Annotated in this window: 14 protein-coding genes and 1 tRNA gene; 11 read left to right on the top strand and 4 right to left on the bottom strand. The window is 71.6% G+C overall.

What is annotated here, in order from left to right:
• The first annotated feature begins 108 nt into the window (after positions 1–108).
• Together AC5WS8_RS11045 and AC5WS8_RS11040 are read left to right on the top strand one after the other, a co-directional pair.
• On the top strand, positions 109–783 hold the full coding sequence (locus AC5WS8_RS11045; protein ID WP_496103160.1) for a DegT/DnrJ/EryC1/StrS family aminotransferase: 675 nt from the start codon (positions 109–111) through the stop codon (positions 781–783).
• A gap of 74 nt (positions 784–857) precedes the next feature.
• Positions 858–930: transfer RNA gene (locus tag AC5WS8_RS11040), tRNA-Thr, on the top strand.
• 52 nt (positions 931–982) lie between these two features.
• Here the strand turns inward: AC5WS8_RS11040 and AC5WS8_RS11035 are convergent.
• Complete coding sequence (locus AC5WS8_RS11035) at positions 983–3730, bottom strand: SpoIIE family protein phosphatase (protein WP_496103159.1); 2748 nt, start codon at positions 3728–3730, stop codon at positions 983–985.
• 372 nt (positions 3731–4102) lie between these two features.
• Here AC5WS8_RS11035 and AC5WS8_RS11030 point away from each other — a divergent pair, with 372 nt between their 5' ends.
• The 9 genes from AC5WS8_RS11030 to AC5WS8_RS10990 all read left to right on the top strand — a co-directional run bounded on the left by AC5WS8_RS11030 (position 4103) and on the right by AC5WS8_RS10990 (position 18617).
• Entirely contained in the window at positions 4103–9562 is a 5460-nt protein-coding gene (locus tag AC5WS8_RS11030; protein WP_496103146.1) for a HAMP domain-containing protein, read from the top strand.
• Between the two features lie 286 nt (positions 9563–9848).
• A complete protein-coding gene (locus AC5WS8_RS11025; protein ID WP_496103145.1) occupies positions 9849–10529 on the top strand; it encodes a response regulator in 681 nt (226 codons plus the stop codon).
• A 137-nt stretch (positions 10530–10666) separates the two neighbouring features.
• Entirely contained in the window at positions 10667–13354 is a 2688-nt protein-coding gene (locus tag AC5WS8_RS11020; RefSeq protein WP_496103144.1) for a DNA translocase FtsK, read from the top strand.
• A 289-nt stretch (positions 13355–13643) separates the two neighbouring features.
• Positions 13644–14513, top strand: a complete 870-nt coding sequence (locus tag AC5WS8_RS11015; RefSeq protein WP_496103143.1) for a helix-turn-helix domain-containing protein — start codon at positions 13644–13646, stop codon at positions 14511–14513.
• 107 nt (positions 14514–14620) lie between these two features.
• A complete protein-coding gene (gene rimO / locus AC5WS8_RS11010; RefSeq protein ID WP_496103142.1) occupies positions 14621–16093 on the top strand; it encodes a 30S ribosomal protein S12 methylthiotransferase RimO in 1473 nt (490 codons plus the stop codon).
• Positions 16090–16917 carry a CDP-diacylglycerol--glycerol-3-phosphate 3-phosphatidyltransferase gene (gene pgsA / locus AC5WS8_RS11005; RefSeq protein ID WP_496103141.1) on the top strand — a complete coding sequence of 276 codons (828 nt, stop codon included), beginning with the start codon at positions 16090–16092 and terminating at the stop codon, positions 16915–16917. Before rimO ends, pgsA begins: the two co-directional genes overlap by 4 nt.
• Entirely contained in the window at positions 16914–17459 is a 546-nt protein-coding gene (locus tag AC5WS8_RS11000) for a CinA family protein (protein WP_496103140.1), read from the top strand. Before pgsA ends, AC5WS8_RS11000 begins: the two co-directional genes overlap by 4 nt.
• 109 nt (positions 17460–17568) lie before the next feature.
• Positions 17569–17946 carry a helix-turn-helix domain-containing protein gene (locus tag AC5WS8_RS10995; protein WP_103845022.1) on the top strand — a complete coding sequence of 126 codons (378 nt, stop codon included), beginning with the start codon at positions 17569–17571 and terminating at the stop codon, positions 17944–17946.
• Between the two features lie 200 nt (positions 17947–18146).
• Entirely contained in the window at positions 18147–18617 is a 471-nt protein-coding gene (locus AC5WS8_RS10990; protein ID WP_496103139.1) for a Dps family protein, read from the top strand.
• A 558-nt stretch (positions 18618–19175) separates the two neighbouring features.
• Here AC5WS8_RS10990 and AC5WS8_RS10985 read toward each other — a convergent pair.
• The 3 genes from AC5WS8_RS10985 to AC5WS8_RS10975 all read right to left on the bottom strand — a co-directional run bounded on the left by AC5WS8_RS10985 (position 19176) and on the right by AC5WS8_RS10975 (position 25847).
• On the bottom strand, positions 19176–19937 hold the full coding sequence (locus tag AC5WS8_RS10985) for an SDR family NAD(P)-dependent oxidoreductase (protein ID WP_496103138.1): 762 nt from the start codon (positions 19935–19937) through the stop codon (positions 19176–19178).
• Between the two features lie 33 nt (positions 19938–19970).
• Entirely contained in the window at positions 19971–20813 is an 843-nt protein-coding gene (locus AC5WS8_RS10980; RefSeq protein ID WP_496103137.1) for an Fpg/Nei family DNA glycosylase, read from the bottom strand.
• 93 nt (positions 20814–20906) lie between these two features.
• Positions 20907–25847, bottom strand: a complete 4941-nt coding sequence (locus AC5WS8_RS10975) for an ATP-dependent helicase (protein ID WP_496103136.1) — start codon at positions 25845–25847, stop codon at positions 20907–20909.
• Positions 25848–25909: the final 62 nt, after the last annotated feature.

Raw genomic sequence — 25909 nt, 5'->3', positions numbered from 1 at the left:
CTTCAGAGCGGGTCCCCGAACTTCGGTTCAGGGACCCGCTCTTTTGCGTTGTGCGTCACTCCGCGTTCACGTTGCCGGACCAGCATCCCAGCCATGGGTACTGCTGGAATGCTCACGGCCGCAGGTGTCGGCCGCGGTGACGAGGTCATCGTGCCGGCGTTCGGCACCATAGAGGTGGCCGAGGCCGTCGCCACGGCGGGTGCAACGCCGGTCTTCGCGGACATAGACCCGGTGACGTACTGCCTGGACCCGACGGCTGTGGAGGCCGTGGTGACGGCCCGGACCACCGCGGTTGTCGTCGTGCACCGCTTCGGGCGCCCGGCCGACGTCGCCGCACTTCACGAGGTCGGGCAGCGGCACGGTCTGCTGGTGCTGGAACAGGGCGAGTCCGAGACGCCGTACACCGAGGTGGCGCAGCGGCGGGAGCGGGCCGCCTACCTCGACAAGCGACTGCGGGGCGTGCGCACGCCCGACAGCGGTGGCGGGCACACCTACCAGCAGTACGTCGTGCGGGTGCCGGGGAACGGCCGGCCCGACCGGGACGCCTTCGCACGGGCCCTGCGGGCCAAGGGAGTCGAGTGCCGGGTTCCGGTGAAGACCCCCGTACACCGAATGCCGGCCTTCCGGCGCGACGTGCACCTGCTGGAGACCGAACGAGCCGCCGACGAGACGCTCTCGCTTCCGGTGGACGCGTCGCTGACCAAGCGTGAGATGAACAGGATCGTCTCCGCGTGCAACGCCCTGGGCGGATTGCTGCAGCCCGCCTTCGGACCGGTGTCCTGACGGTTGGGAGCACACGTCGGTTCGGGGTATGATCTATTCCGTCGCCGGGAGGGAAACCTCCCAAAGCGCGACAGGCCCCTATAGCTCAGTCGGCAGAGCGTCTCCATGGTAAGGAGAAGGTCAACGGTTCGATTCCGTTTGGGGGCTCCGAGAAAAGGCCTCGCCCAGCAGGGCGGGGCCCTTTTCGTGCCCCGGGCCGTCAGTCCTTCGGAAGGTCCGGGACCCGCATCGCCAGAATCGCCATGTCGTCCGACGGGGCGTCGGAGGCGAACCGTTCGACCGCGCGCATGATGCGGGCCGCCACCGCGCCCGCCGTAAGGCCCGTGCAGGTCGTCAGCACGTCCGCCAGACCGTCGTCGCCCAGCATGCGCCGGCCCTCGCGGCGTTCCGTGACGCCGTCCGTGACGCACAGCAGGACGTCGCCCGGGTCGAGCGTGACCGTCTGCTCGTACAGCTCCAGGTCCTCCATCACGCCGAGGAGCGGCTGCGGTTCGGCCGCCGGTTCGACCATGCCGTCCTGCCGCAGCCGCAGCGGCAGCGGATGGCCGGCGCACACCACCTTCAGTACGGCGCTGCCGTCCTCCTGAGGCCACAACTCGCCGTAGAGCAGGGTCAGGAAACGGCTGCGGGCGCCTTCGTCGAGGATCGCGGAGTTCAGGCGTTCCAGGACGGCCGGACCGCCGAAGCCCTCGCGGGCCAGCAGCCGCAGGGCGTGGCGGGCCAGACCCGTGACCGCGGCGGCCTCCGGTCCCGTACCGCACACGTCACCGATGGCGAAGCCGTACGCGCCGTCGCGGATCGGGAACAGGTCGTAGAAGTCGCCACCGACCTCGTTGCCCTCGCCGGCCGCGCGGTAGATGACCTCGACCTCCACCCCGTCGATCTGCGGCAGTCCCGGCGGGAGCAGGCTGCGCTGGAGGGATTGGCTGATGGCCGTGCGCTCCGAGTACAGCCGGGCGTTGTCCAGGGCGAGGGCCGCCCGACGGCTCAAGTCCTCGGCGAGTTCCAGGATCTCCTGCCGGAAGTGTTCGTCCGTCGGCTTGCCCAGCGTGAGCATGCCGATGACGCGGTTCCGGGCGACCAGCGGCAGTACGACTGTCTCGCCACCCACCGCCGAGGCCGTCGCCAGCGTCGTGCCGATGCCGGAGCTGACGGTGGCGGGCTCGCCGAGGCCGAGGCTGCGCATGGAGGTGCGCAGGGCCGCCTGGTGGGCCGCCTCCGCGGGGGCCGTCCAGATACGGGCGCCCGGCGTGGGAATGGGCTCCGGGGGCGGGATCTTGGACAGGAGAGCCTTGAGGCCGTCGATGCGGTCCTCGTCCTCGTGCAGGACGTAGGAGAGGTACGGCTCGGAGGCCTGGTCGGCAATGGTGTACACGGCGCACCAGGTGGCCAGGGTCGGAATCGTCATCTGGGCCATCAGCGCCAGCGTCTGGTCCCGGTCCAGGGTGCCCGCGAGGAGGTCGGAGGCCTCCACGAGGAAGCTCAGGGAGCCGCGGCGCAGGCGTTCCAGCTCGCCCAGGCGAGCCGATTCCACGGCGAGGGCGATGCGGTCGGCGGCGAACTGAAGGCGCAGCGCCTCCTCGTTGGAGTACCGGGAGGGCGCCTCGGCCGCCACGCCGAGGGAGCCGGTGAGGCGGCCCTCGACCTTCAGTGGGACCGTCACCACTGAGCGCATACCGGTGCCGTTCAGCAGCGGGACCGCGCCCGGTACGGCCGCCAGGTCGTCGTGCACGGCCGGCATGCGGGCCGAGCCGTAGCGGCCGGGCCCGGCCTCTACGGGGACGCGGGCGAAGCGCTGGCGGGCGGACGGCAGGCCCGTGGAGGCCCGCACCTCGAGCTCCGTCTCGTCATCGGTGGCCAGCAGCAGGAAGGCCGCGTCGCCGTCGAGCATGTCGCGGGCGCGCTCCACCGTGCGCTGCAGCAGGCCGTCGAGGTCGTCCGGGGCGGGGGAGCCGATGAAGACCTCGAAGGGGTCCGCGCTCTGACCGTCCGCGGCCGTGGTCGTGTCGGGGGCCGGGCCGCGGAGCGGGGTCTGCAGGACGGCCCGCTCGTGGTCGCGCACCAGCAGGCAGACCGTGGACGGCTCGCCCGCCGTGTCGCGGACCCGCAGGTGGGAGGCGTAGACGGCGATGACGCGGCCGTCGGCGCCGCGGATGCCGTAGCTGCCCTCCCAGCGGGAGAGCCGGAGGGCCTCGGCCACGCCCGTGCCGGTGCCCGGGGTGTGCGGCCAGGCCGCGAGGTCGGTGAGCGGCTTGCCGGTGACCTGCTCCGTGGTGTATCCGAACAGTTCCTCCGCGTCCTCGTTCCAGGCGGTGATGCAGCCGGAGCGGTCGATCTGGACGACCGCGACGCGGACCCGGCCGTCGGCGAGCGGCAGGAGGTCGGCGGGGAGGGCGGGGCCCGCCGCGCGGGTGCCGACCGGGCGCTCGGGGAGCTCGAGCTGGAACCAGACCTGTTTGTGCGTGGGGGTGTACTCGACGCCCCACCGGCCGGCCAGGGCGGCGCAGAGCTGCAGACCGCGGCCGCCCTCCCGGTCGGGGCTGCCCATGTCGACGGCGGCCGACTGCAGCGGGATCTCGCGCTCCGGATACCGGTCGGCGACCTGGACGCGTACGCCGTCGTCGCTGCGCAGGCACAGGACGTCCGCGGCGGTGCCCGCGTGGACGACCGCGTTGGTGACCAGTTCGCTGGTGAGGACCACGGCGTCGTCGACGATGTCGGCGAAACCCCAGCCCTGGAGGGTGTCGCGGACGAAGGACCGCGCGCTCGCGACCGATCGTCCGACGGGCTCGAAGCTGGCGGCCGCGCGCGCGGTGATCACAGAACTCCTCGTCCGGTTCTCGACGTGCAGGGCTCCGGGGCCGACCCCCTCCTGCCGAGGCAGTGGCTCGTCGTCCCTCTGCCGGGGATCCTGGGGTGGTCCCCCGGGATGCAGTCCGGTGGTCATGGTGCGGCGCCCCTCCGATGCCTGCCTCATGGTCGTGCCACCGCCCAGGCCGGTCGACCACTGCGGCTGGACAGCCGCATGCAAGGTTACTTACCTTCGCCGTCCATGCGGATGCCGGTCGCCGGTGTTTACGTCCGGAGGGTGTGCGGAGCGTGTGCGAAGCTGCCGAACTGTTATGGCCTGGTTCCGGCATGGTGAAACACTGGGCAGGGTTCTAGGAGAAGGTCCGCGAGGCCGAGTGTCGTTTGCCACGCCGGGCAGGAGCACGCGCGTGTGCCCGGCTGGATCGGGCAGGACTACGCATCGGCAACGGTATGTCGAGCAGTACCCCTGAGCACAACAGTGATGGTCGATCCCTGCGGGAGGGACACAGTGGAGTCTGGCGCAGCGACGCGTGGCACGAAGACGCGCGCGAAAGGCGGACAGTCCCTGGGCAACCAGCGCGAGGGACGGGGCGGAACCACCGCGGTGGACACGGCGGCCCTGAACCGGCTGCTGGCGGCCCTGGTGTCGATGCGGGACGGCAACTTCCGTAAACGGCTGACCGTCTCCGGTGACGGGGTCATGTCCGAGATCGCCGCCGTCTTCAACGAGGTGGCCGACCGCAACCTGCACCTGACCGGTGAGCTGGCGCGGGTGCGGCGTGTGGTCGGGCGTGAGGGCAAGCTCACCGAGCGGCTGGAGACGGGGGCGTGCGAGGGCTCCTGGGCGTCGGCGATCGACGCGTCCAACGCGCTCGTGGACGACCTCGTACGGCCGGTCTCCGAGGTCAGCCGGGTGCTGTCCGCGGTGGCCGAGGGCGATCTGTCGCCGCGCATGGAGCTGCGGACGCCCGGTCCGGAGGGGACGGGGCATCCGCTGCGGGGCGAGTTCCTGAAGGTGGCCCGTACCGTCAACAACCTGGTCGACCAGCTGTCGACGTTCACCGACGAGGTCACACGGGTGGCCATCGAGGTGGGCACCGAGGGCAAGCTGGGCGGGCAGGCCCGGCTGCGTGGTATGTCCGGTTCGTGGAAGGACCTGACGGAGTCGGTCAACACGATGGCGTACCGGCTGACCGCGCAGGTGCGGGACATCGCGCTGGTGACGACGGCGGTCGCCAAGGGTGACCTGTCGCGCAAGGTCACGGTGCATGTCGCGGGCGAGATGCTGGAGCTGAAGAACACCGTCAACACGATGGTGGAGCAGCTGTCCGCGTTCTCCTCCGAGGTGACCCGGGTGGCCCGCGAGGTGGGCACCGAGGGCATCCTGGGAGGCCAGGCGCAGGTGCCGGGCGTCGCCGGTGTGTGGAAGGACCTCACCGACTCGGTGAACGTGATGGCCGGCAACCTGACGGCCCAGGTGCGCGGGATCGCGCAGGTGACGACGGCGGTCGCCAACGGCGACCTGTCGCAGAAGGTCACCGTGCCGGCACGCGGCGAGGTCGCGCGCCTCGCCGAGACGATCAACCAGATGACCGAGACGCTGCGGATCTTCGCGGACGAGGTCACGCGCGTCGCCAACGAGGTGGGCGCCGAGGGCCAGCTCGGCGGGCAGGCCAACGTGCCGGGTGCCGCGGGAACGTGGAAGGACCTCACCGATTCGGTGAACACGGTCTTCCGGAATCTGACCACCCAGGTGCGGGACATCGCCGCGGTGACGACGGCGGTGGCCAACGGCGACATGTCGCAGAAGGTCACGGTCGACGTGGCCGGCGAGATGCTTGAGCTGAAGAACACCGTCAACGGCATGGTCGACCAGCTGTCGGCGTTCGGTGCCGAGGTCACGCGCGTGGCGCGGGAGATCGGCGTCGAGGGGGAGCTGGGCGGTCAGGCGCAGGTCCCGGGCGCGGCCGGTACGTGGAAGGACCTGACGGACTCCGTCAACACCGCGTTCCGCAACCTCACCGGCCAGGTCCGCAACATCGCCCAGGTGACGACGGCCGTGGCCAACGGCGACCTGTCCCAGAAGGTCACCGTGGACGTCTCCGGCGAGATGCTCCAGCTGAAGAACACCGTGAACACGATGGTGGACCAGCTGTCGAGCTTCGCCGACCAGGTGACCCGCATGGCCCGGGACGTGGGCACGGAGGGCCGCCTGGGGGGCCAGGCCCGCGTGGACGGCGTGTCGGGCACGTGGAAGGAACTCACGGACTCCGTCAACTCGATGGCGTCCAACCTGACCGGTCAGGTGCGCAACATCGCGCAGGTGACGACGGCCGTGGCGCGCGGCGATCTGTCGCAGAAGATCGACGTCGACGCGCGCGGGGAGATCCTGGAGCTGAAGAACACCATCAACACGATGGTCGACCAGCTCTCCGCCTTCGCCGAGCAGGTGACGCGGGTGGCCCGCGAGGTGGGCACGGAGGGCCGGCTGGGCGGTCAGGCGCAGGTGCCGGGCGTGGCCGGTGTGTGGCGCGACCTGACGGACTCCGTGAACGGTATGGCGGGCAACCTCACCGCACAGGTGCGCAACATCGCACAGGTCGCCACCGCCGTGGCGCGCGGTGACCTGTCCCAGAAGATCACCGTGGACGCGCGCGGGGAGATCCTGGAGCTGAAGAACACGCTGAACACGATGGTGGACCAGCTGTCGTCGTTCGCCCAGGAGGTCACACGGGTGGCCCGCGAGGTGGGTACGGAGGGCATCCTCGGCGGTCAGGCCGAGGTGCAGGGCGTCTCCGGCACCTGGAAGGACCTCACGCAGTCCGTCAACGGCATGGCGAACAACCTGACCATGCAGGTACGCAACATCGCCGAAGTCACGACCGCGGTCGCCAAGGGCGATCTGTCCAAGAAGATCACCGTCGACGCCAAGGGCGAGATCCTCGAACTGGTCACCACCGTCAACACGATGGTCGACCAGCTGTCGTCGTTCGCCGAGCAGGTGACGAGGGTGGCCCGCGAGGTGGGCACCGAGGGCATCCTGGGCGGTCAGGCGCACGTCCCCGGCGTCACGGGCATCTGGAAGGACCTCAGCGACAACGTCAACCTCATGGCCAACAACCTGACCATGCAGGTGCGGAACATCTCCCAGGTGGCGGCGGCGGTCGCCAACGGTGACCTGACGCGCACGGTGACGATCGAGGCGCGGGGCGAGGTCGCTCAGCTCGCCGACACCTTCAACACGATGGTCAAGACGCTGAGTTCGTTCGCCGACCAGGTCACCAAGGTGGCCCGCGAGGTGGGCACGGACGGCATCCTGGGCGGGCAGGCCTACGTTCCGGGCGTGGCCGGCACGTGGAAGGACCTCACCGAGTCCGTGAACCAGATGGCGTCGAACCTGACCGGCCAGGTCCGCAACATCGCCATGGTGACCACGGCGATCGCCAAGGGCGACCTGACCAAGAAGATCGACATCGACGCGCGCGGCGAGATCCTGGAGCTGAAGACCACCATCAACACGATGGTCGACCAGCTGTCCTCCTTCGCGGAGGAGGTCACGCGGGTGGCCCGCGAGGTGGGCACCGAGGGCCAGCTCGGCGGTCAGGCGCGCGTGCGGGACGTCGACGGCACCTGGCGGGACCTCACGGAGTCCGTGAACGAGATGGCCGGGAACCTGACCCGGCAGGTGCGAGCCATCGCGCGCGTGGCGACCGCGGTGACGCGTGGCGACCTCAACCTGAAGATCGACGTGGACGCCTCCGGGGAGATCCAGGAGCTTCAGGACTACATCAACAAGATGATCGCCAACCTGCGCGACACCACGATCGCCAACAAGGAGCAGGACTGGCTCAAGGGCAACCTGGCCCGGATCTCGGCGCTGATGCAGGGCCGCCGCGACCTGGAGGACGTGGCCTCGCTGATCATGAGCGAGCTGACGCCGGTGGTGTCCGCACAGCACGGCGCGTTCTTCGTCGCCATGCCACTGGTCGACGGCCAGGACGCCGGCGCCGACAACGAGGACCAGTACGAGCTGCGCATGCTGGGCTCGTACGGCTACTCGATGGGCTCCATGCCGACGTCGTTCCGGCCGGGTGAGGCGCTGATCGGGACGGCGGCCGAGGAGAAGCGCACCATCCTGGTGGAGAACGCGCCCAGCGGCTACCTGAAGATCTCCTCCGGGCTCGGGGAGGCGCCGCCCGCCCAGGTGGTCGTGATCCCGGTCCTCTTCGAGGGGAAGGTGCTCGGGGTCATCGAGCTCGCGTCCTTCACGCCGTTCACGCAGATCCAGAAGGACTTCCTCAACCAGATCGCGGAGATGATCGCCACCAGCGTCAACACCATCTCCGTCAACACCAAGACGGAGGTGCTGCTGAAGCAGTCGCAGGAGCTGACCGAGCAGCTGAGGCTGCGGTCGGAGGAGCTGGAGCAGCGGCAGAAGGCCCTTCAGGCGTCCAACGCCGAACTGGAGGAGAAGGCGGAGCTGCTGGCCCAGCAGAACCGCGACATCGAGGTCAAGAACACCGAGATCGAGGAGGCGCGGCAGGTCCTGGAGGAGCGCGCCGAGCAGCTCGCGGTGTCCATGCGCTACAAGAGCGAGTTCCTCGCCAACATGTCGCACGAACTGCGGACGCCGCTGAACTCGCTGCTGATCCTGGCCAAGCTGCTGGCCGACAACGCCGAGGGCAACCTCTCGCCGAAGCAGGTGGAGTTCGCCGAGACCATCCACGGCGCCGGCTCCGACCTGCTGCAGCTGATCAACGACATCCTGGACCTGTCGAAGGTCGAGGCGGGCAAGATGGACGTCTCGCCGACGCGTATCGCGCTCGTCCAGCTCGTCGACTACGTGGAGGCCACCTTCCGGCCGCTGACCGCGGAGAAGGGCCTGGACTTCTCGGTGCGGGTGTCGCCGGAGCTGCCGGCCACGCTGCACACCGACGAGCAGCGGCTGCTCCAGGTGCTGCGCAACCTGCTGTCCAACGCGGTGAAGTTCACCGACACCGGGGCCGTGGAGCTGGTCATCCGTCCTGCGGGCGGCGATGTCCCGATGGCCATCCGGGAGCAGCTCCTGGAGGCGGGCTCGCTGAGGGACGCGGACGCGGAGATGATCGCGTTCTCCGTGGCCGACACCGGTATCGGCATCCCGGCCAGCAAGATGCGGGTGATCTTCGAGGCGTTCAAGCAGGCCGACGGCACCACCAGCCGCAAGTACGGCGGTACGGGCCTCGGGCTGTCCATCTCGCGGGAGATCGCCCGGCTGCTCGGCGGTGAGATCCACGCGCAGAGCGAGCCCGGCCGCGGCTCCACGTTCACCCTGTACCTGCCGCTGCACCCGAGCGAGCTGCCGCCGCACGGCTACTCGCAGCTCGCGCCCACCATGGAGGTCGGCGAGCTGCTGGCGTCCGAGGCCCAGCTGTCCGCGCCGGACATCGAGACCCCGGCCGAGGTGAAGTCGTACCAGGAGACGCAGAACGGTCCCGCGGCCCTCTTCCGGCGCCGCCGCAGGGCTGTGACCGCCGGCCGGGGCGGCGCGGGCCAGGACCAGGGCGGCGGCGAGCTGCAGGAGGGCGCGCTGCCGCGGCAGGGCGTGCGGTTCGAGGGCGAGAAGGTGCTGATCGTCGACGACGACATCCGCAATGTCTTCGCGCTGACCAGCGTCCTGGAGCAGCACGGTCTGTCGGTGCTGTACGCCGAGAACGGCCGTGAGGGCATCGAGGTCCTGGAACAGCACGACGACGCGGCGGTCGTCCTGATGGACATCATGATGCCGGAGATGGACGGGTACGCCACGACCACCGCGATCCGGCGGATGCCGCAGTTCGCGGGGTTGCCGATCATCGCGTTGACGGCGAAGGCGATGAAGGGCGACCGGGAGAAGGCCATCGAGTCGGGCGCTTCCGATTATGTGACCAAGCCGGTCGACCCCGATCATCTTCTGTCGGTGATGGAGCAGTGGATGCGCGCGGAGTGAAGGGATGGCGGAGAAGCCCTGCCGTTCACGCGGAGTCGCCGGGTGAGGGGAGCGGGAGCCGTGTAGAAGTGCGGTGTGCGGGGAACCTTCCGGTCTCCTGCCGCGTTTCTGCTATGTGCACAGTGACATCGCGGTGACAGGGTGTGGCGACAGGCGGGGTGCGGCTACGATGACCGGCACAAGGACGGGCGGCGCAAGGGAGTCGTCCCCTGGGGCGGCGCCGGGCAGCGTCGTCCCCGGTCCTGTGGACAGGGGAGGCCCCAAGCCGGGGCGAGGAGGGCGGGCCATGGTGCAGAAGGCCAAGATCCTCCTGGTCGATGACCGGCCGGAGAATCTGCTGGCGCTGGAGGCCATCCTCTCTGCGCTCGATCAGACGCTGGTCAGGGCATCGTCCGGGGAGGAAGCGCTCAAGGCGCTGCTGACGGATGACTTCGCGGTGATTCTGCTGGACGTCCAGATGCCGGGCATGGACGGTTTCGAGACCGCCGCGCACATCAAGCGGCGTGAGCGGACCCGGGACATCCCGATCATCTTCCTGACCGCCATCAATCACGGCCCGCACCACACCTTCCGCGGGTACGCGGCCGGTGCGGTGGACTACATCTCCAAGCCGTTCGACCCATGGGTGCTGCGGGCCAAGGTCTCCGTCTTCGTCGAGCTGTACATGAAGAACTGCCAACTGCGGGAGCAGGCGGCCCTGCTGCGGCTCCAGCTGGAGGGCGGCAGGTCCGGGGACGGCGACAGCAAGGAGCCGGCGGGCGTCCTCGCCGAACTCTCGGCGCGGCTCGCGGCGGTGGAGGAGCAGGCGGAGGCGCTGTCCAAGCAGCTGGACGACGAGTCGGCGGACGCGGCCGCGGTGGCGACGGCGGCCCACCTGGAACGCAAACTCACGGGCCTGCGCAGGGCGCTGGACGCGTTGGAGCCGGGGACGGGCAGCGGGGCACCGTCGCTGCCTTCGCAGAACTGACGCGGGGCAGGGTCGGGTCGGTGCCGTGCACCCCCCGTTGAGCGGGTGTCAACTTCGTACACCTCCTGTGGCGACACGAAAGGGTGAAGCTGCAGGGGCGCGTGTTCCCGGTCCTTTCCACCGGTAATCTCACACCCATGGCCTCACGTCCCGCAGCCAAGAAGTCGCCCGCGAAGAAGGCGACCGCTCCCGCGAAGGCTCCGGCGAAGAAGGCCCCCGCGAGGAAGGCGCCCGCCAAGAAGGCGGCGGCGAAGAAGCCCGTCCCCGCGCCGGCGCCCAGTCCGACCGCAGGCGTCTACAAACTCGTACGCGCCCTCTGGCTCGGCCTCGCGCACGCTGTCGGAGCCCTGTTCCGCAGCATCGGGCGGGGTGCGAAGGGGCTCGACCCGGCGCACCGCAAGGACGGTCTCGCGCTCCTGCTGCTCGCGCTGTCGCTGATCGTCGCCGCCGGCACCTGGGCCAATCTGCGCGGCCCTGTCGGCGACCTCGTCGAGATGCTGGTGACCGGTGCCTTCGGCCGCCTCGACCTGCTGGTGCCGCTCCTGCTCGGCGCCATCGCCGTGCGGCTGATCCTCCACCCGGAGCGGCCGGAGGCCAACGGCCGCATCGTCATCGGCCTGTCCGCGCTCGTCATCGGCGTGCTCGGCCAGGTGCACATCGCCGGCGGCGCACCCGCGCGCAGCGACGGCATGCAGGCCATAAGGGACGCCGGCGGGCTCATCGGCTGGGCCGCGGCCACCCCGCTGACGTACACCATGGGCGACGCCCTCGCCGTGGCGCTGCTCGTCCTGCTCACCTTCTTCGGCCTGCTCGTCGTCACCGCCACCCCCGTCACCGCCATCCCCCGGCGGCTGCGTCACCTCGGCATCAGGCTGGGGCTGCTGCACGACCCGGAGGGCGAGGTCCCGACCGAGGACGACGAACGCTACGACGAGCAGTGGCGCGAGGCGCTGCCCCGCACCCGGCGGCGCGGCCCCGTTCCCGACGCGTACGACACGGACGGAGCCGAGCAGGAGGCGCTCTCCCGGCGCCGCGGCCGTCCCCGGCGCCCCGCGGTGCAGCAGCCCGCCATGGGCAGGGAGATGGACGCCGTGGACGTCGCGGCAGCCGCCGCCGCGGCCCTGGACGGTGCCGTCCTGCACGGCATGCCGCCCTCCCCGGTCGTCGCCGACCTCACCCAGGGCGTGAGCGTCTCCGACCGGGAGCCGACCACACCGACGCCCGTGCCGGCCGCCCGCCCCCAGCCGGAGGAGCCCGCGTCCCCGGCCGGGGTGCCCGACCTGACGAAGAAGGCCCCCGAGGAGCACCGCGAGCTGCCGCCGCGCGCCGAGCAACTGCAGTTGTCCGGTGACATCACCTACGCCCTGCCCTCCCTGGACCTGCTCCACCGGGGCGGTCCCGGCAAGGCGCGCAGCGCCGCCAACGACGCCGTCGTCGACGCGCTCACCAACGTCTTCACCGAGTTCAAGGTCGACGCCCGCGTCACCGGCTTCACCCGCGGCCCGACAGTCACCCGGTACGAGGTCGAGCTCGGCCCCGCCGTCAAGGTGGAGCGGATCACCGCGCTCACCAAGAACATCGCGTACGCCGTCGCCAGCCCCGACGTACGGATCATCAGCCCGATCCCCGGCAAGTCCGCGGTCGGCATCGAGATCCCCAACACGGACCGGGAGATGGTCAACCTCGGTGACGTGCTGCGCCTCGCCGAGTCCGCCGAGGACGACGACCCGATGCTGGTCGCCTTCGGCAAGGACGTCGAGGGCGGTTACGTCATGCACAGCCTGGCCAGGATGCCGCACCTGCTGGTCGCCGGCGCCACCGGCTCCGGCAAGTCGTCGTGCGTCAACTGCCTGATCACCTCGGTCATGATGCGCGCGACCCCGGAGGACGTGCGCATGGTCCTCGTCGACCCCAAGCGGGTCGAGCTGACCGCGTACGAGGGCATCCCGCACCTGATCACGCCGATCATCACCAACCCCAAGCGGGCCGCCGAGGCGCTCCAGTGGGTCGTACGCGAGATGGACCTGCGCTACGACGACCTGGCTGCGTACGGCTTCCGGCACATCGACGACTTCAACGAGGCAGTCCGCCACGGCAAGGTGAAGCCGCAGGAGGGCAGCGAGCGGGAACTGCAGCCCTATCCGTATCTGCTGGTGATCGTCGACGAGCTGGCCGACCTGATGATGGTCGCGCCCCGGGACGTGGAGGACGCGATCGTGCGCATCACGCAGCTCGCGCGCGCCGCCGGCATCCACCTGGTGCTCGCCACGCAGCGGCCGTCGGTGGACGTCGTCACCGGCCTGATCAAGGCGAACGTGCCCTCCCGGCTCGCCTTCGCCACCTCCTCCCTGGCCGACTCGCGCGTCATCCTCGACCAGCCCGGTGCCGAGAAGCTGATCGGCAAGGGCGACGGGCTCTTCCTGCCGATGGGTGCGAACAAGCCGGTGCGCATGCAGGGCGCGTTCGTGACCGAGGAGGAGGTCGCGGCCGTCGTCCGGCACTGCAAGGAGCAGATGACGCCCGTCTTCCGGGACGACGTCGTGGTCGGCGGCAAGCAGAAGAAGGAGATCGACGAGGACATCGGCGACGACCTCGACCTGCTGTGCCAGGCCGCCGAGCTGGTCGTCTCCACCCAGTTCGGATCCACCTCGATGCTCCAGCGGAAGCTGCGCGTCGGATTCGCCAAGGCCGGGCGGCTGATGGACCTCATGGAGTCGCGGAACATCGTCGGACCCAGCGAGGGGTCCAAGGCACGTGACGTTCTCGTGAAACCCGACGAGTTGGACGGCGTGCTCGCCCTCATCCGTGGGGAGTCTCAACCATAGGGATTCGGACGGTCCGGGGCCGCCCCGCGGCAGGGCCGGCCGAGCGGGTCCGAGTGCGCCCGGCGGGGTGCTCGGACGCCCGGCCGTGACCCACTCGTAAGTGTTCCGTGAGCAACCGTTTCCCGCCATCGGACGTCAAGTTGAGAGAGGACGGACCCGTCTTTCGACATCAGGATGACCGGCCATTCTGATGGCGTACAAAGTCATACCGCCCGGTTGCCCCACCCTTTCGCACCCCTCCTAGACTGAACTTCCAGCACAGGTGGCTACACGCTCGAAAGGCGCCCCCGTGTCCATCGGCAACTCCCCTGACGGCAACTCCCCTGAGGACGCGCGTCCGTTCGAAGACGGCCGTGACGACGCCTCCGCGTCGGACCGCCCCTCGATCGGCCGAGCCCTGCGACAGGCGCGGATCGCGGCCGGACTGACCGTCGACGACGTCAGCAACGCCACCCGGGTCCGTGTCGCCATCGTGCACGCGATCGAACGGGACGACTTCGCCCCCTGTGGCGGCGACGTCTACGCCCGCGGTCACATCCGCACGCTCGCGCGCGCCGTGCACCTCGACCCGGCCCCGCTGCTGGAGCAGTACGCCGCCGAACACGGCGCACGCCCGGCCCCGACCCCGGCGGCCCCGCTCTTCGAGGCGGAGCGCATCCGGCCCGACCGGCGGGGGCCCAACTGGACCGCGGCCATGGTCGCCGCCATCGTCGTGGTGATCGGGTTCGTCGGGTTCACCCTGATCAAGGGGACCGGCGGTTCGGACACCGTCGGCACGCCGGTCGCCAAGGGTCCCGCGGCCGGCGCCGGCAGGTCCGCCTCGCCCACGCCCAAGAGCAGCAAGCCCGCCGACCAGAAGCCCGTGCCGTCCGAGAGCGCCATCGCGGCCGCGCCCCGGGACAAGGTGACGGTCCAGGTGAGCGCCGTCGACGGCCGCAGCTGGATCTCCGCCAGGGACCACAACGGCCGCACCCTCTTCGACGGACTCCTGAAGAAGGGCGACTCGCAGACATTCCAGGACAAGGAGCGGATCGACCTCGTCCTCGGTGACGCGGGTGCCATCCAGCTGTACGTCAACGGCAAGAAGATCCAGGACGACTTCCGGCCCGGCCAGGTCGAGCGCCTGACCTACACCAAGGGCGACCCGGTCACCGGCTGATCGAGCGGCACCCAGGGGTACGCAAGGGGCAGGGACACACGGGGTTGGCCAAGATCGGCCAACCCCGTCGACGTGGGCTGTCAGTGGGACGAAGTAGTCTTGAGCCCATGCCTGAACGCCGTACCGTCGCACTCGTCACCCTTGGCTGCGCCCGTAACGAGGTGGACTCGGAAGAGCTCGCAGGCCGTTTGGAGGCGGACGGCTGGCAGCTCGTGGAGGACGCCGAGGACGCGGACGTCGCCGTGGTGAACACGTGCGGCTTCGTCGAGGCCGCCAAGAAGGACTCCGTCGACGCCCTCCTGGAGGCGAACGACCTCAAGGGCCACGGCAGAACGCAGGCGGTGGTGGCGGTCGGCTGCATGGCCGAGCGGTACGGCAAGGAACTGGCCGAGGCCCTCCCGGAGGCCGACGGCGTGCTCGGCTTCGACGACTACGAGCACATCTCGGACCGGCTCCGGACCATCCTGTCCGGCGGCATCCACGCCGCCCACACCCCGCGCGACCGCCGCAAACTGCTGCCGATCAGCCCGGCGGAGCGGCAGTCGGCGGCCGACGTGGCCCTGCCCGGGCACGGCGCCCCGGCGGACCTCCCCGAGGGGGTCGCCCCGGCCTCCGGCCCGCGCGCGCCCCTGCGCCGCCGGCTCGACGGCTCACCGGTCGCCTCGGTGAAGCTCGCCTCCGGCTGTGACCGGCGCTGCTCCTTCTGCGCCATCCCCTCCTTCCGCGGCTCGTTCATCTCGCGCCGCCCCAGCGACGTGCTGAACGAGACCCGCTGGCTGGCCGAGCAGGGCGTGAAGGAGATCATGCTGGTCTCCGAGAACAACACCTCCTACGGCAAGGACCTGGGCGACATCCGCCTCCTGGAGTCCCTGCTCCCGGAGCTGGCCGAGGTGGACGGCATCGAGCGGGTCCGCGTCAGCTACCTCCAGCCGGCCGAGATGCGCCCGGGCCTGATCGACGTGCTGGCCTCGACCCCGAAGGTCGCGCCCTACTTCGACCTGTCCTTCCAGCACTCCGCGCCCGACGTGCTGCGCGCCATGCGGCGCTTCGGCGACACCGACCGGTTCCTGGAGCTGCTCGACACGATCCGCAGCAAGGCACCCGAGGCCGGCGTGCGCTCCAACTTCATCGTGGGCTTCCCCGGCGAGAGCGAGGCCGACCTGGCCGAACTGGAGCGCTTCCTGAACGGCGCCCGGCTGGATGCGATCGGTGTCTTCGGCTACTCCGACGAGGAGGGCACGGAAGCCGCCACGTACGACGACAAGCTCGACGAGGACGTCGTCGCCGAGCGGCTCGCCCACATCTCCCGGCTCGCCGAGGAACTGGTGTCCCAGCGCGCCGAGGAGCGCGTCGGCGAGGCCGTCCACGTGCTCGTGGAGTCGGTGGACGAGGAGGAGGGCATCCGCGGCCGCGCGGCGCACCAGGCGCCCGAGACGGACGGCCAGGTGCTGCTCACGAGGGGCGGGGGTCTTCGCACGGGCCGTATGGTCGAGGCGAAGGTGGTCGGTACGGAAGGTGTCGATCTGGTGGCCGAGCCCCTTGCGGGGGCGCTCGGCTGTCCTGAGGAGGCGGGCAGATGACCGGAATCCCAGCCTCCGCGGCGGGTGGCTCCTCCGGTGCTCGAGGAGCGGCGTCCACGCCGGGTGCCTCGGGCGCGACCGGCAGGTCCGGGGCCAAGCCGGCCAAAGGGCCCGCCGGTGCCCCGGTCGCCCCGTCGGCCAGGCGCCCGGACGCGCCCGGTGGCCCCGGGCCTGCCGACGGGCACGAGGACGCACGGGCGGCGCGGGGCGGCAAGCTGACGGCCGCCGCCGTCAACCAGGCCGGCGTCTGGAACGTCGCCAACCTCCTGACGATGCTCCGCCTGCTCCTCGTCCCGGGCTTCGTCGCGCTGATGCTCGCCGACGGCGGATATGACCCGGCGTGGCGCTCGCTCGCCTGGGCGGCCTTCGCCATCGCCATGATCACCGACCTGTTCGACGGTCATCTGGCCCGCACCTACAACCTGGTCACCGACTTCGGGAAGATCGCCGACCCCATCGCCGACAAGGCGATCATGGGTGCGGCGCTCATCTGTCTGTCCGGACTCGGCGATCTGCCGTGGTGGGTGACGGCCGTCATACTCGGCCGGGAGCTCGGCATCACCCTGCTGCGCTTCCTCGTCATCCGCTACGGGGTGATCCCGGCGAGCCGGGGCGGCAAGCTGAAGACGCTGACGCAGGGCGTGGCCGTAGGCATGTACGTGCTGGCGCTCACGGGATGGCTGGCGACCCTGAGGTTCTGGGTGATGGCCGTGGCCGTCGCGCTGACCGTGGTCACCGGGCTCGACTATGTGAGACAGGCCATTGTGCTGCGCAGGCGCGGCATCGCCGAGCGCCGGGCCGCGGCCGAGGAGGCGGAACGGTGAATTCCACGGCTGCCGAGCTGCTGCGACTACTCACGGTGAGAGGCGAGACCCTCGCCGTCGCCGAGTCGCTGACCGGCGGCCTGGTGGCCGCGGAGCTCACGGCGGTGCCGGGGGCGTCCAAGGTCTTCCGCGGCTCCGTGACCGCGTACGCCACCGATCTCAAACGGGACCTGCTGGGTGTGGACGGTACCCTGTTGGATACCCGTGGCGCGGTCGATCCGCAGGTCGCGGGGCAGATGGCGGTGGGCGTACGCAAGGCGCTCGGCGCGGACTGGGGCCTCGCCACCACAGGAGTGGCCGGCCCCGACCCACAGGACGGACAGCCCGTCGGCACGGTTTTCGTGGCCGTCGCCGGGCCCTTCGAAGAGGTTTCCGACGAACTCGGCGGCGAGAAAGTGGCCTCCCTGCGGTTGAACGGCGACCGCGCGGAAATCCGTATGGAGAGTGTACGGAGCGTACTCGCACTGCTTCTGGAGCAGCTTGCGGGCGAACAGACCGGGAACGAGCGGGCACAGGATACGGAACAGAACGGGGGGACTTGATGTTTGCAGCTTTCAGTGAACACAACAGCGCTCCCCGCACGGCCGCGGCGCAAGGCGGTACGGTGGGGCGAGAAGGATGCGGCTACGCGGTCCGAGGAGGGAGCCACCGATGATTCTGCTCCGTCGCCTGCTGGGTGACGTGCTGCGTCGGCAGCGCCAGCGCCAGGGCCGTACTCTGCGCGAAGTCTCCTCGACCGCCCGAGTCTCGCTCGGCTATCTCTCCGAGGTGGAACGGGGGCAGAAGGAGGCGTCCTCCGAGCTGCTCTCCGCGATCTGCGACGCGCTGGACGTACGGATGTCCGAGCTCATGCGGGAAGTGAGCGACGAGCTCGCGCTCGCCGAGCTGGCACAGTCGGCGGCGGCCACCGAGCCGGTGCCCGCACCGGTGCGTCGCCCGATGCTGAACTCCGTGTCCGTCACCGGTGTCCCGCCGGAACGGGTCACGATCAAGGCGCCCGCCGAGGCAGTGGACGTGGTGGCCGCCTGATCCTCACGCGCGGGAGCGGGTGAGGCGGCAAGCTCGACGAGGGCCCCGGCCGGGGCTTCTCCGGGGAGACCCGGAGGGACCGGCCGGGGCCCTTTCGCGCTTTCCGAGCCGGCACGACTCCCGTTTGCCGGGTTCGGACGGGGCCGTCATGGTGGAGGAGCGGGGACTGGGGGCCGTACGAACGCTCGCGGAGGAAACCGATGTACGTCGTGAAGAGCCCGCTGCCCGACACAGACCTCAAGACCGTCGCCGAGGCGCTGCAGGGCGCCCTGGTCGACCTGCTCGACCTCTCTCTCGTGGCCAAGCAGATCCACTGGAACATCATCGGACCGCGTTTCCGCTCCATCCACCTCCAGCTCGACGAGGTCGTCGACAGCGCGCGGCGCTACTCCGACACCGTCGCCGAACGGGCCTCCGCGCTCGGCGTCCCGCCGGACGGGCGCGCCGCGACGGTTGCCCAGAGCAGCGGTATCGGCTCCGTGCCCCAGGGCTGGGTCAAGGACACGGACGCCGTGGGCACCCTCGTGTCCGCGCTCGGCGCGGTGATCACGCGCATGCGGGAGCGGGTGCGGGCGACCGCGGAGGCCGACCCGGTGAGCCAGGACATCTTCATCGACGTCACCGCCGACCTCGAGAAACACCACTGGATGTTCCAGGCGGAGAACGCGTGAGCGCAGAGCGGGCCGCCGCCCGACCGGGGTGCGCGCGGGGTGCGCCGCGTGCGCCAGATGCCGGGGGTATGCGCTGGGTCCGGTGCGCCTGTGTGCCGCTGGTGCGCCCTCCCTGGCTGTGACGACCCGGTCTAGGGTCTGGTTCCTCGGGTTGGAGGTGACGGCCATGGCGGGGCGCACGGCGCGCTGGGGGGTTGCGCTGGCGCTGGGTGCGCTGTGGTGGTGGGGGGTGCTCCGACTCGTGCTGGCACCCGACGCGGGGGTGCTGGAAGGTGCGGTCGCCACCGGGGGATGGGGACTGAGTCTGCTGCCGGTGCACTGTGTGCCGAAGGCCAGAGCCGTGGGGGCGGCCCGGTCGGATCAGTGGGCTCGGACCTGGCGGCGGTGGCAGGCCGTGAGGGGGCGCGGGAGGGGCGCGCAACCAGGGTGAGGGGGGCGGGGCAGAGGAAGAGCGTGCGGGGCCGGTACGACGGCGTCCGGGGGTGTTCAGGGTACCCCCGGGGGCGGCCCGTGACCGGCCCCGCCGCGCCCGCCCCCCGGACCCTGTGGTCCTCGTCGTCACCAGGGCATCGCCACACCGCCGTTCGGGCGGAGGATCTGCCCCGTGACGAACGACGAGGCGTCGCAGGTCAGATACAGCACCGCGTGCGCGACGTCCTGCGGTTCGCCGACCCGGCCCAGCGGTGACAGCCGCGCCATGAACCCCTCCGTGCGCTCCTGCGACTCCCGGTGCCGGGCGGTCATCGGCGTACGGGTCCAGCCCGGCGCCACCGCGTTGACCCGTATGCCGTGCGGCCCGACCTCGGTCGCCAGGGTCTTCGTCAGCTGCACCACGGCCGCCTTCGCCGCGCCGTAGCAGAGCAGCCCGGGGCCACCGGTGTCGACGGCGCTCGACGCCATCGTGACGATGCTGCCGCGGATCCCGTCCGCGATCATCCGCAGCGCCGCCTCCTGGCAGGCGTACAGGACACCCTTGAAGTTGACGGCCAGGACCCGGTCCAGGTCCTCGTCGCGCGTCTGGAGGACCGGACTGCTGTGCATGATCCCCGCGACGGCCGCCATCGCGTCGAGGCGCTCGCAGGACGCGACCGCCTGCTTGAGCCGGGCCCGGTCGGTCACGTCGAGGTGGTGGGTGCGGGCCGTGCCGCCCCGGTCCTGGATCAGGACCGCCGTCTCGCGCAGCCCGGGCGCGTCGTGGTCGGCGCAGTGCACGGTCGCGCCGGCCTCGGCGAGCAGCACGGCCGATGCCCGGCCGATGCCGCTCGCGGCGCCGGTGACGAAGACGGTGCGTGCGCTGAGGTCGTACGCCGTGACGGGCATGACAGCGACGCTACGAGCATGTCTGACGGCCCGTCAATTGCCTGTCCGGGGCCGGCTGTGGCGGTGACCCGCCGCGCCCGGGGCGGGAGCCGGGCCCCACTGGCAGGCCGGGCACCAGTAGGTGGGCCGCTCCCGGGAGCCGTCGCCCTGTTCCGCCACCTGGACGGGGGTGCCGCAGCGCAGGCAGGGGCGGGGCGCGCGGCCGTAGACGAAGAGGTTCTGTTCGCGCCGTCCGGTGGTGTTGCGGGCCGGGCGGTCGCGGTTCGCCTCCAGCAGCCTCTTGGCGAGGGTGGGCAGCTGGGCGGTGTGTGCGGCCGGGAGCTCGCCGACGGGCAGCCACGGGGTCACCCGGAGCAGGAAGCAGAGCTCGCTCTTGTAGACATTGCCTATGCCGGCGAGGTTGCGCTGGTCGAGCAGGGCCTCGCCGAGGGGGCGGTCGGGATCGCGCAGCACGTTCTCCAGCGCCCTGCCGGGATCCCAGTCCGGGCCGAGGAGGTCGGGACCCAGGTGCCCCACGGCACGGTGCTCGTCGGCGGTGGGGAGCAGTTCCAGGACGGGCAGGCGGTAGCCGACGGCCGTGCGGTCGACGGTGCCGAGGATCGCCCGGATCTGGTGGGCGGGACCCCCGCTCCAGCGCTGCCCCGCCGCGAAGACCTTCCAGGCCCCGTCCATCATCAGGTGGGAGTGCAGCGTGAGACCGCCCGCGATACGGGTCAGCAGGTGCTTGCCGCGCGCGGTGACGTCCAGGACCGTCCGGCCGGTGAGATCGGCCGTCGCGTACCTGGGCACCCGGAGGTCGGAACGTGTCAGCACCTTCCCCGCGAGCGCGCCGTGCAGACGCTTCGCGGCCTGGTGGACGGTGTCACCTTCGGGCATGGGTCAAGGGTGGCACGGTCGGGGTGGGGCCAGGGCGGCACGGCCGCGGTGGTGGAGCCGAGGGCGTGCCGTTCGCTATGGGGACGGTTCCGGTCACCCGCGGATCCGCAGTCCACGCGGGGTCGCTATGAAGCCCGCGCCTTCCAGGAGGACGCCGAAGGGGGACGACAGTGCCGAGGCGCCGTTGACCCGTTCCACCGTCACGGTGCCCAGGGAACCCGCCCGGGCCGCCGACCCCAGGGCCTCGGCGGCCATGCGCAGACGCCCGTCCTCGGCCGGGCCCGTCTCCGGGCCACAGGGCCAGGCCAGCACGGTCTTGCCGCCCCGCTCCACATAGAGCGTCAGCTCGCCGTCGAACAGGACCACGAGCGAACCCGCCTTCCGCCCCGGCTTGTGCCCCGCGCCCGTGGGCGGCTCGGGCCAGGGGAGCGCCGCGCCGTACGCGTTCGCCGGGTCGGCGGCCGCCAGGACCACCGCTCGGGCCGGCCCGGAGGCGCGGGTGCGGTTCGGTGGCAGGCCCCCTCGTCCGTGCTGCCCGTGGGAGGAGCCGGAGGCGGGAGGCCCGGAGGAGAAGCCGGAGCCCGAACGGGGGCCTCCGAACCCCGGGGCGGACAGCGGGTCCGTGACGGCCGGTCCCACGTCGAAGGCGTCGGCGAAGTCGAACGGGTCTTCGGGGCGGTCGCCGCCCGGGCCCGCGTAGGAGGCGAACGGGCCCATGGGCGCTCCCCCGAAACCGTTCCCGCCGCCTGGTCCCGCTCCCGCGCCCGGCAGCGCTTCGCCCCGGTCGCGGGCGTTCGCCACCGCGCGCAGCCGGTCCACCGCGCCGTCCATCGCGAACTGTGCCGCGCCCAGCCCCTCGACGACATAGCCGCGCCGGGCCTGACCGCTCTCCTCGAAGGCGGACAGGACCCGGTACACGGCCGAGAAGCCGCCCTCCACCCCCTCCGCGGCCACCGCCCCCCGGGTGACCACGCCGTGCCGGTCGAGCAGCGTCCGGGCCAGGGCGTGGGCGCGGACGGTGGGGTCGGCGTCGTGTGCGGGCAACAGCGACCAACGGCCCGCGACGGTCGGCGGCCCCGTACGGGACTGCGGCCTGGCGGCGGCCGTCAGTGAGCCGTAGCGGCCGCGCGGAACGGCGCGCTTGGCGCGATGGGCCGTGGCTCCGGCGGTGCGGCCCGAGCCGAGCAGGGACCGCATGGGTGCCAGCGTGTCGTTCGTCAGCCGCCCCGACCACGCCAGATCCCAGAGCGCATCGGCGAGTTCGGGCTCGGTGACGTCCGGGTGGGTGGAGGCGCGGACCTGGTCGGCGATCTGCCGGAAGAAAAGTCCGTAGCCGCCCGAGAGGGCATTCAGCACCGACCGGTGGAGGGCGGTCAGCTCCAGAGGGTGGGGGGCGGGCAGCAGCAGGGGAGCCGCGTCCGCCAGGTAGAGGGAGATCCAGCCGTCCTTGCCGGGCAGCGCGCCCGCGCCCGCCCACACCACCTCGCCGGCGGCCGTGAGTTCGTCCAGCATCGCGGGGGTGTAGTTCGCGACGCGGGACGGCAGGACGAGCTTCTCGAGGGCGGACGCGGGCACGGACGACCCCTGCAGCTGCTCGATGGCGCGCACGAGTCCGTCCACGCCCCGCAGTCCGTGCCCGCTGCCGACGTGCTGCCACTGCGGCAGGAACTGCGCCAGTGCCGGCGCCGGAACCGGCTCCAGCTCGTGCCGCAGAGCGGCCAGCGAACGGCGCCGCAACCTGCGCAGCACCGCCGCGTCGCACCACTCCTGACCGATGCCCGCCGGATGGAACTCGCCCTGGACGATCCGCCCGGAGGCCGCCAGCCGTTGCAGCGCGCCCTCGGTGACGGCGACCCCGAGCCCGAACCGCGCGGCCGCCGTCGCCGACGTGAAGGGACCATGGGTGCGCGCGTACCGTGCGAGGAGGTCGCCGAGCGGGTCCTTGACCGGCTCGGTGAACGCCTCCGGAACGCCGACGGGCAGCGCCGTGCCGAGCGCGTCGCGGAGCCGGCCCGCGTCCTCCACCGCCGCCCAGTGGTCGGCACCCGCGATCCGGACCTTGATCGCGCGGCGGGCCGCGGCCAGCTCGCGGGCCCACTGAGGGTCCGCCCCCCGCGCCACCAGATCGGCGTCCGTGAGCGGCCCCAGCACCCGCAGTACGTCCGCGACCCCCTCGACGTCCTTGACGTGCCGGTCCTCGGTGAGCCACTGCAGCTCCCGCTCCAGCTCGGTCAGCACCTCCGCGTCGAGCAGCTCCCGCAGCTCCGCCTGGCCCAGCAGCTCCGCCAGCAGCCGCGAGTCCAGCGACAGCGCGGCGGCACGCCGCTCGGCGAGCGGGGAGTCACCCTCGTAGAGGAACTGCGCGACGTACCCGAACAGCAGCGAGCGGGCGAACGGCGACGGCTCCGGGGTGGTCACCTCGACGAGCCGCACCTTGCGGGACTCCAGGTCGCCCATCAGCTCGACGAGGCCCGGGACGTCGAAGACGTCCTGCAGGCACTCGCGCACCGCCTCCAGGACGATCGGGAACGAGCCGAACTCGCTCGCCACCTGCAGCAGCTGGGCCGCACGCTGGCGCTGCTGCCACAGCGGGGTGCGCCGGCCCGGGTTGCGGCGCGGCAGCAGCAGCGCACGCGCCGCGCACTCGCGGAACCGGGACGCGAAGAGCGCCGAGCCGCCGACCTGGTCGGTGACCATCTGGTCGACCTCGCCCTTGTCGAAGGCGACGTCCGCCGCGCCGACGGGTGCCTGCTCGGCGTCGGCCGCCGTGTCGAAGGGGGTGCCGGCCTTCGTCGGCTCCTGGTCCAGCAGGTCCAGCCCCATCAGGTCGGCGTCCGGCAGGCGCAGCACGATGCCGTCGTCGGCGTGCATGACCTGGGCGTCCATGCCGTAGCGCTCGGACAGGCGGGCGCCCAGCGCGAGCGCCCACGGGGCGTGCACCTGGGCGCCGAAGGGGGAGTGCACCACGACCCGCCAGTCGCCCAGCTCGTCACGGAAGCGCTCCACCACGATCGTGCGGTCGTCCGGGACGTGGCCGCAGGCCTCGCGCTGTTCGTCCAGGTACGACAGCACGTTGTCCGCGGCCCAGGCGTCCAGACCCGCCGCGAGCAGCCTCAGCCGCGCGTCCTCCCTGGGCATGGAGCCCACCTCGCGCAGGAACGCGCCCACCGCGCGGCCCAGCTCCAGCGGGCGGCCCAGCTGGTCGCCCTTCCAGAACGGCAGCCGGCCGGGCACGCCGGGCGCGGGAGAGACCAGGACCCGGTCGCGGGTGATGTCCTCGATGCGCCAGGAGCTGGTGCCGAGGGTGAACACGTCCCCGATCCGGGACTCGTACACCATCTCCTCGTCCAGCTCGCCCACCCGGCCGCCGCCCTTCTTCGGGTCGGCACCGGCGAGGAACACCCCGAACAGTCCGCGGTCCGGGATCGTGCCCCCGGAGGTGACGGCGAGCCGCTGGGCGCCGGGACGGCCGGTGATCGTGCCCGCGACCCGGTCCCACACCACGCGCGGCCGCAGCTCCGCGAAGGCGTCGGAGGGATAGCGGCCCGCAAGCATGTCCAGCACCGCCGTGAACGCCGACTCCGGCAGCGAGGCGAACGGGGCCGCCCGGCGCACCACCGCCAGCAGGTCGTCGAACTGCCAGGTGTCGAGCGAGGTCATCGCGACGAGCTGTTGCGCGAGCACGTCCAGCGGGTTCGCCGGTACCTTCAGCGACTCGATCGCGCCCGTGCGCATCCGCTCGGTGACCACGGCCGCCTGCACGAGGTCGCCGCGGTACTTGGGGAACACGATGCCCTTGGACACCGCCCCGACCTGGTGTCCGGCGCGCCCGACGCGCTGCAGCCCGGACGCCACGGACGGCGGTGACTCGACCTGGACGACGAGGTCCACCGCACCCATGTCGATGCCCAATTCGAGGCTGGAGGTGGCGACCACCGCCGGCAGCCGGCCGGCCTTCAGGTCCTCCTCGACGAGAGCGCGCTGTTCCTTGGAGACCGACCCGTGGTGGGCGCGCGCGAGGACCGGGGGCGCCCCCTGCGCGGCGCCGGAGCCCCCCATCAGCTGGGCGGGCGCGTGGTGCTCCTGAAGCGTCTCGCCCGTCGCCCTCTCGTAGGCGATCTCGTTCAGCCGGTTGCACAGCCGCTCCGCGAGGCGGCGGGAGTTGGCGAACACGATCGTGGAGCGATGCGCCTGGACCAGGTCGGCGATGCGCTCCTCGACGTGCGGCCAGATGGACGGACGCTCCGCACCCTCGGTCCCGTCGGAGACCGGGGAGCCGCCCAGCTCGGCGAGGTCCTCGACGGGTACGACGACGGAGAGGTCGAACTCCTTGCCCGACTCGGGCTGGACGATCTCCACCTTGCGGCGCGGGGAGAGGAAGCGGGCCACCTCGTCCACCGGGCGCACGGTGGCGGACAGGCCGATGCGCCGCGCGGGCTTTGGCAGCAGCTCGTCGAGCCGCTCCAGGGAGAGTGCGAGGTGCGCGCCCCGCTTGGTGCCCGCGACCGCGTGCACCTCGTCCAGGATGACCGTCTCCACGCCCGTCAGCGCGTCGCGGGTGGACGACGTCAGCATCAGGAACAGCGACTCCGGAGTGGTGATGAGGATGTCCGGCGGGCGTGTGGCCAGGGCGCGGCGCTCGGCGGCCGGGGTGTCGCCGGAGCGGATGCCCACCTTCACCTCCGGCTCGGGCAGGCCGAGCCGGGCCGACTCCTGGCGGATGCCGGTGAGCGGACTGCGCAGGTTCCGCTCCACGTCGACCGCGAGCGCCTTCAGCGGGGACACATACAGCACCCGGCAGCGCTTCCTGGGGTCGGCGGGCGGCGGGACGGACGCCAGCCGGTCCAGCGCGGCGAGGAAGGCGGCCAGCGTCTTGCCGGAGCCGGTCGGGGCCACGACGAGCACGTCCGAGCCCGCGGCGATGGCACCCCACGCCCCGGCCTGCGCCGCGGTGGGCGCGGAGAACGCCCCCGTGAACCAGGCGCGGGTCGCGGGTGAGAAGCCGTCGAGGGCTCGGTGTGCGGAGCTGACCATGCGTCCATCCTGCACCCGCGCACTGACAATGCCGGTGACCGGCGGAAATGCCCGGTTGGGAG

The organism is Streptomyces sp. PTL18 (assembly GCF_059510295.1).
Note: the sequence above shows the minus strand (reverse complement) of the source record. Positions and strands in the feature narration are given on the sequence as shown.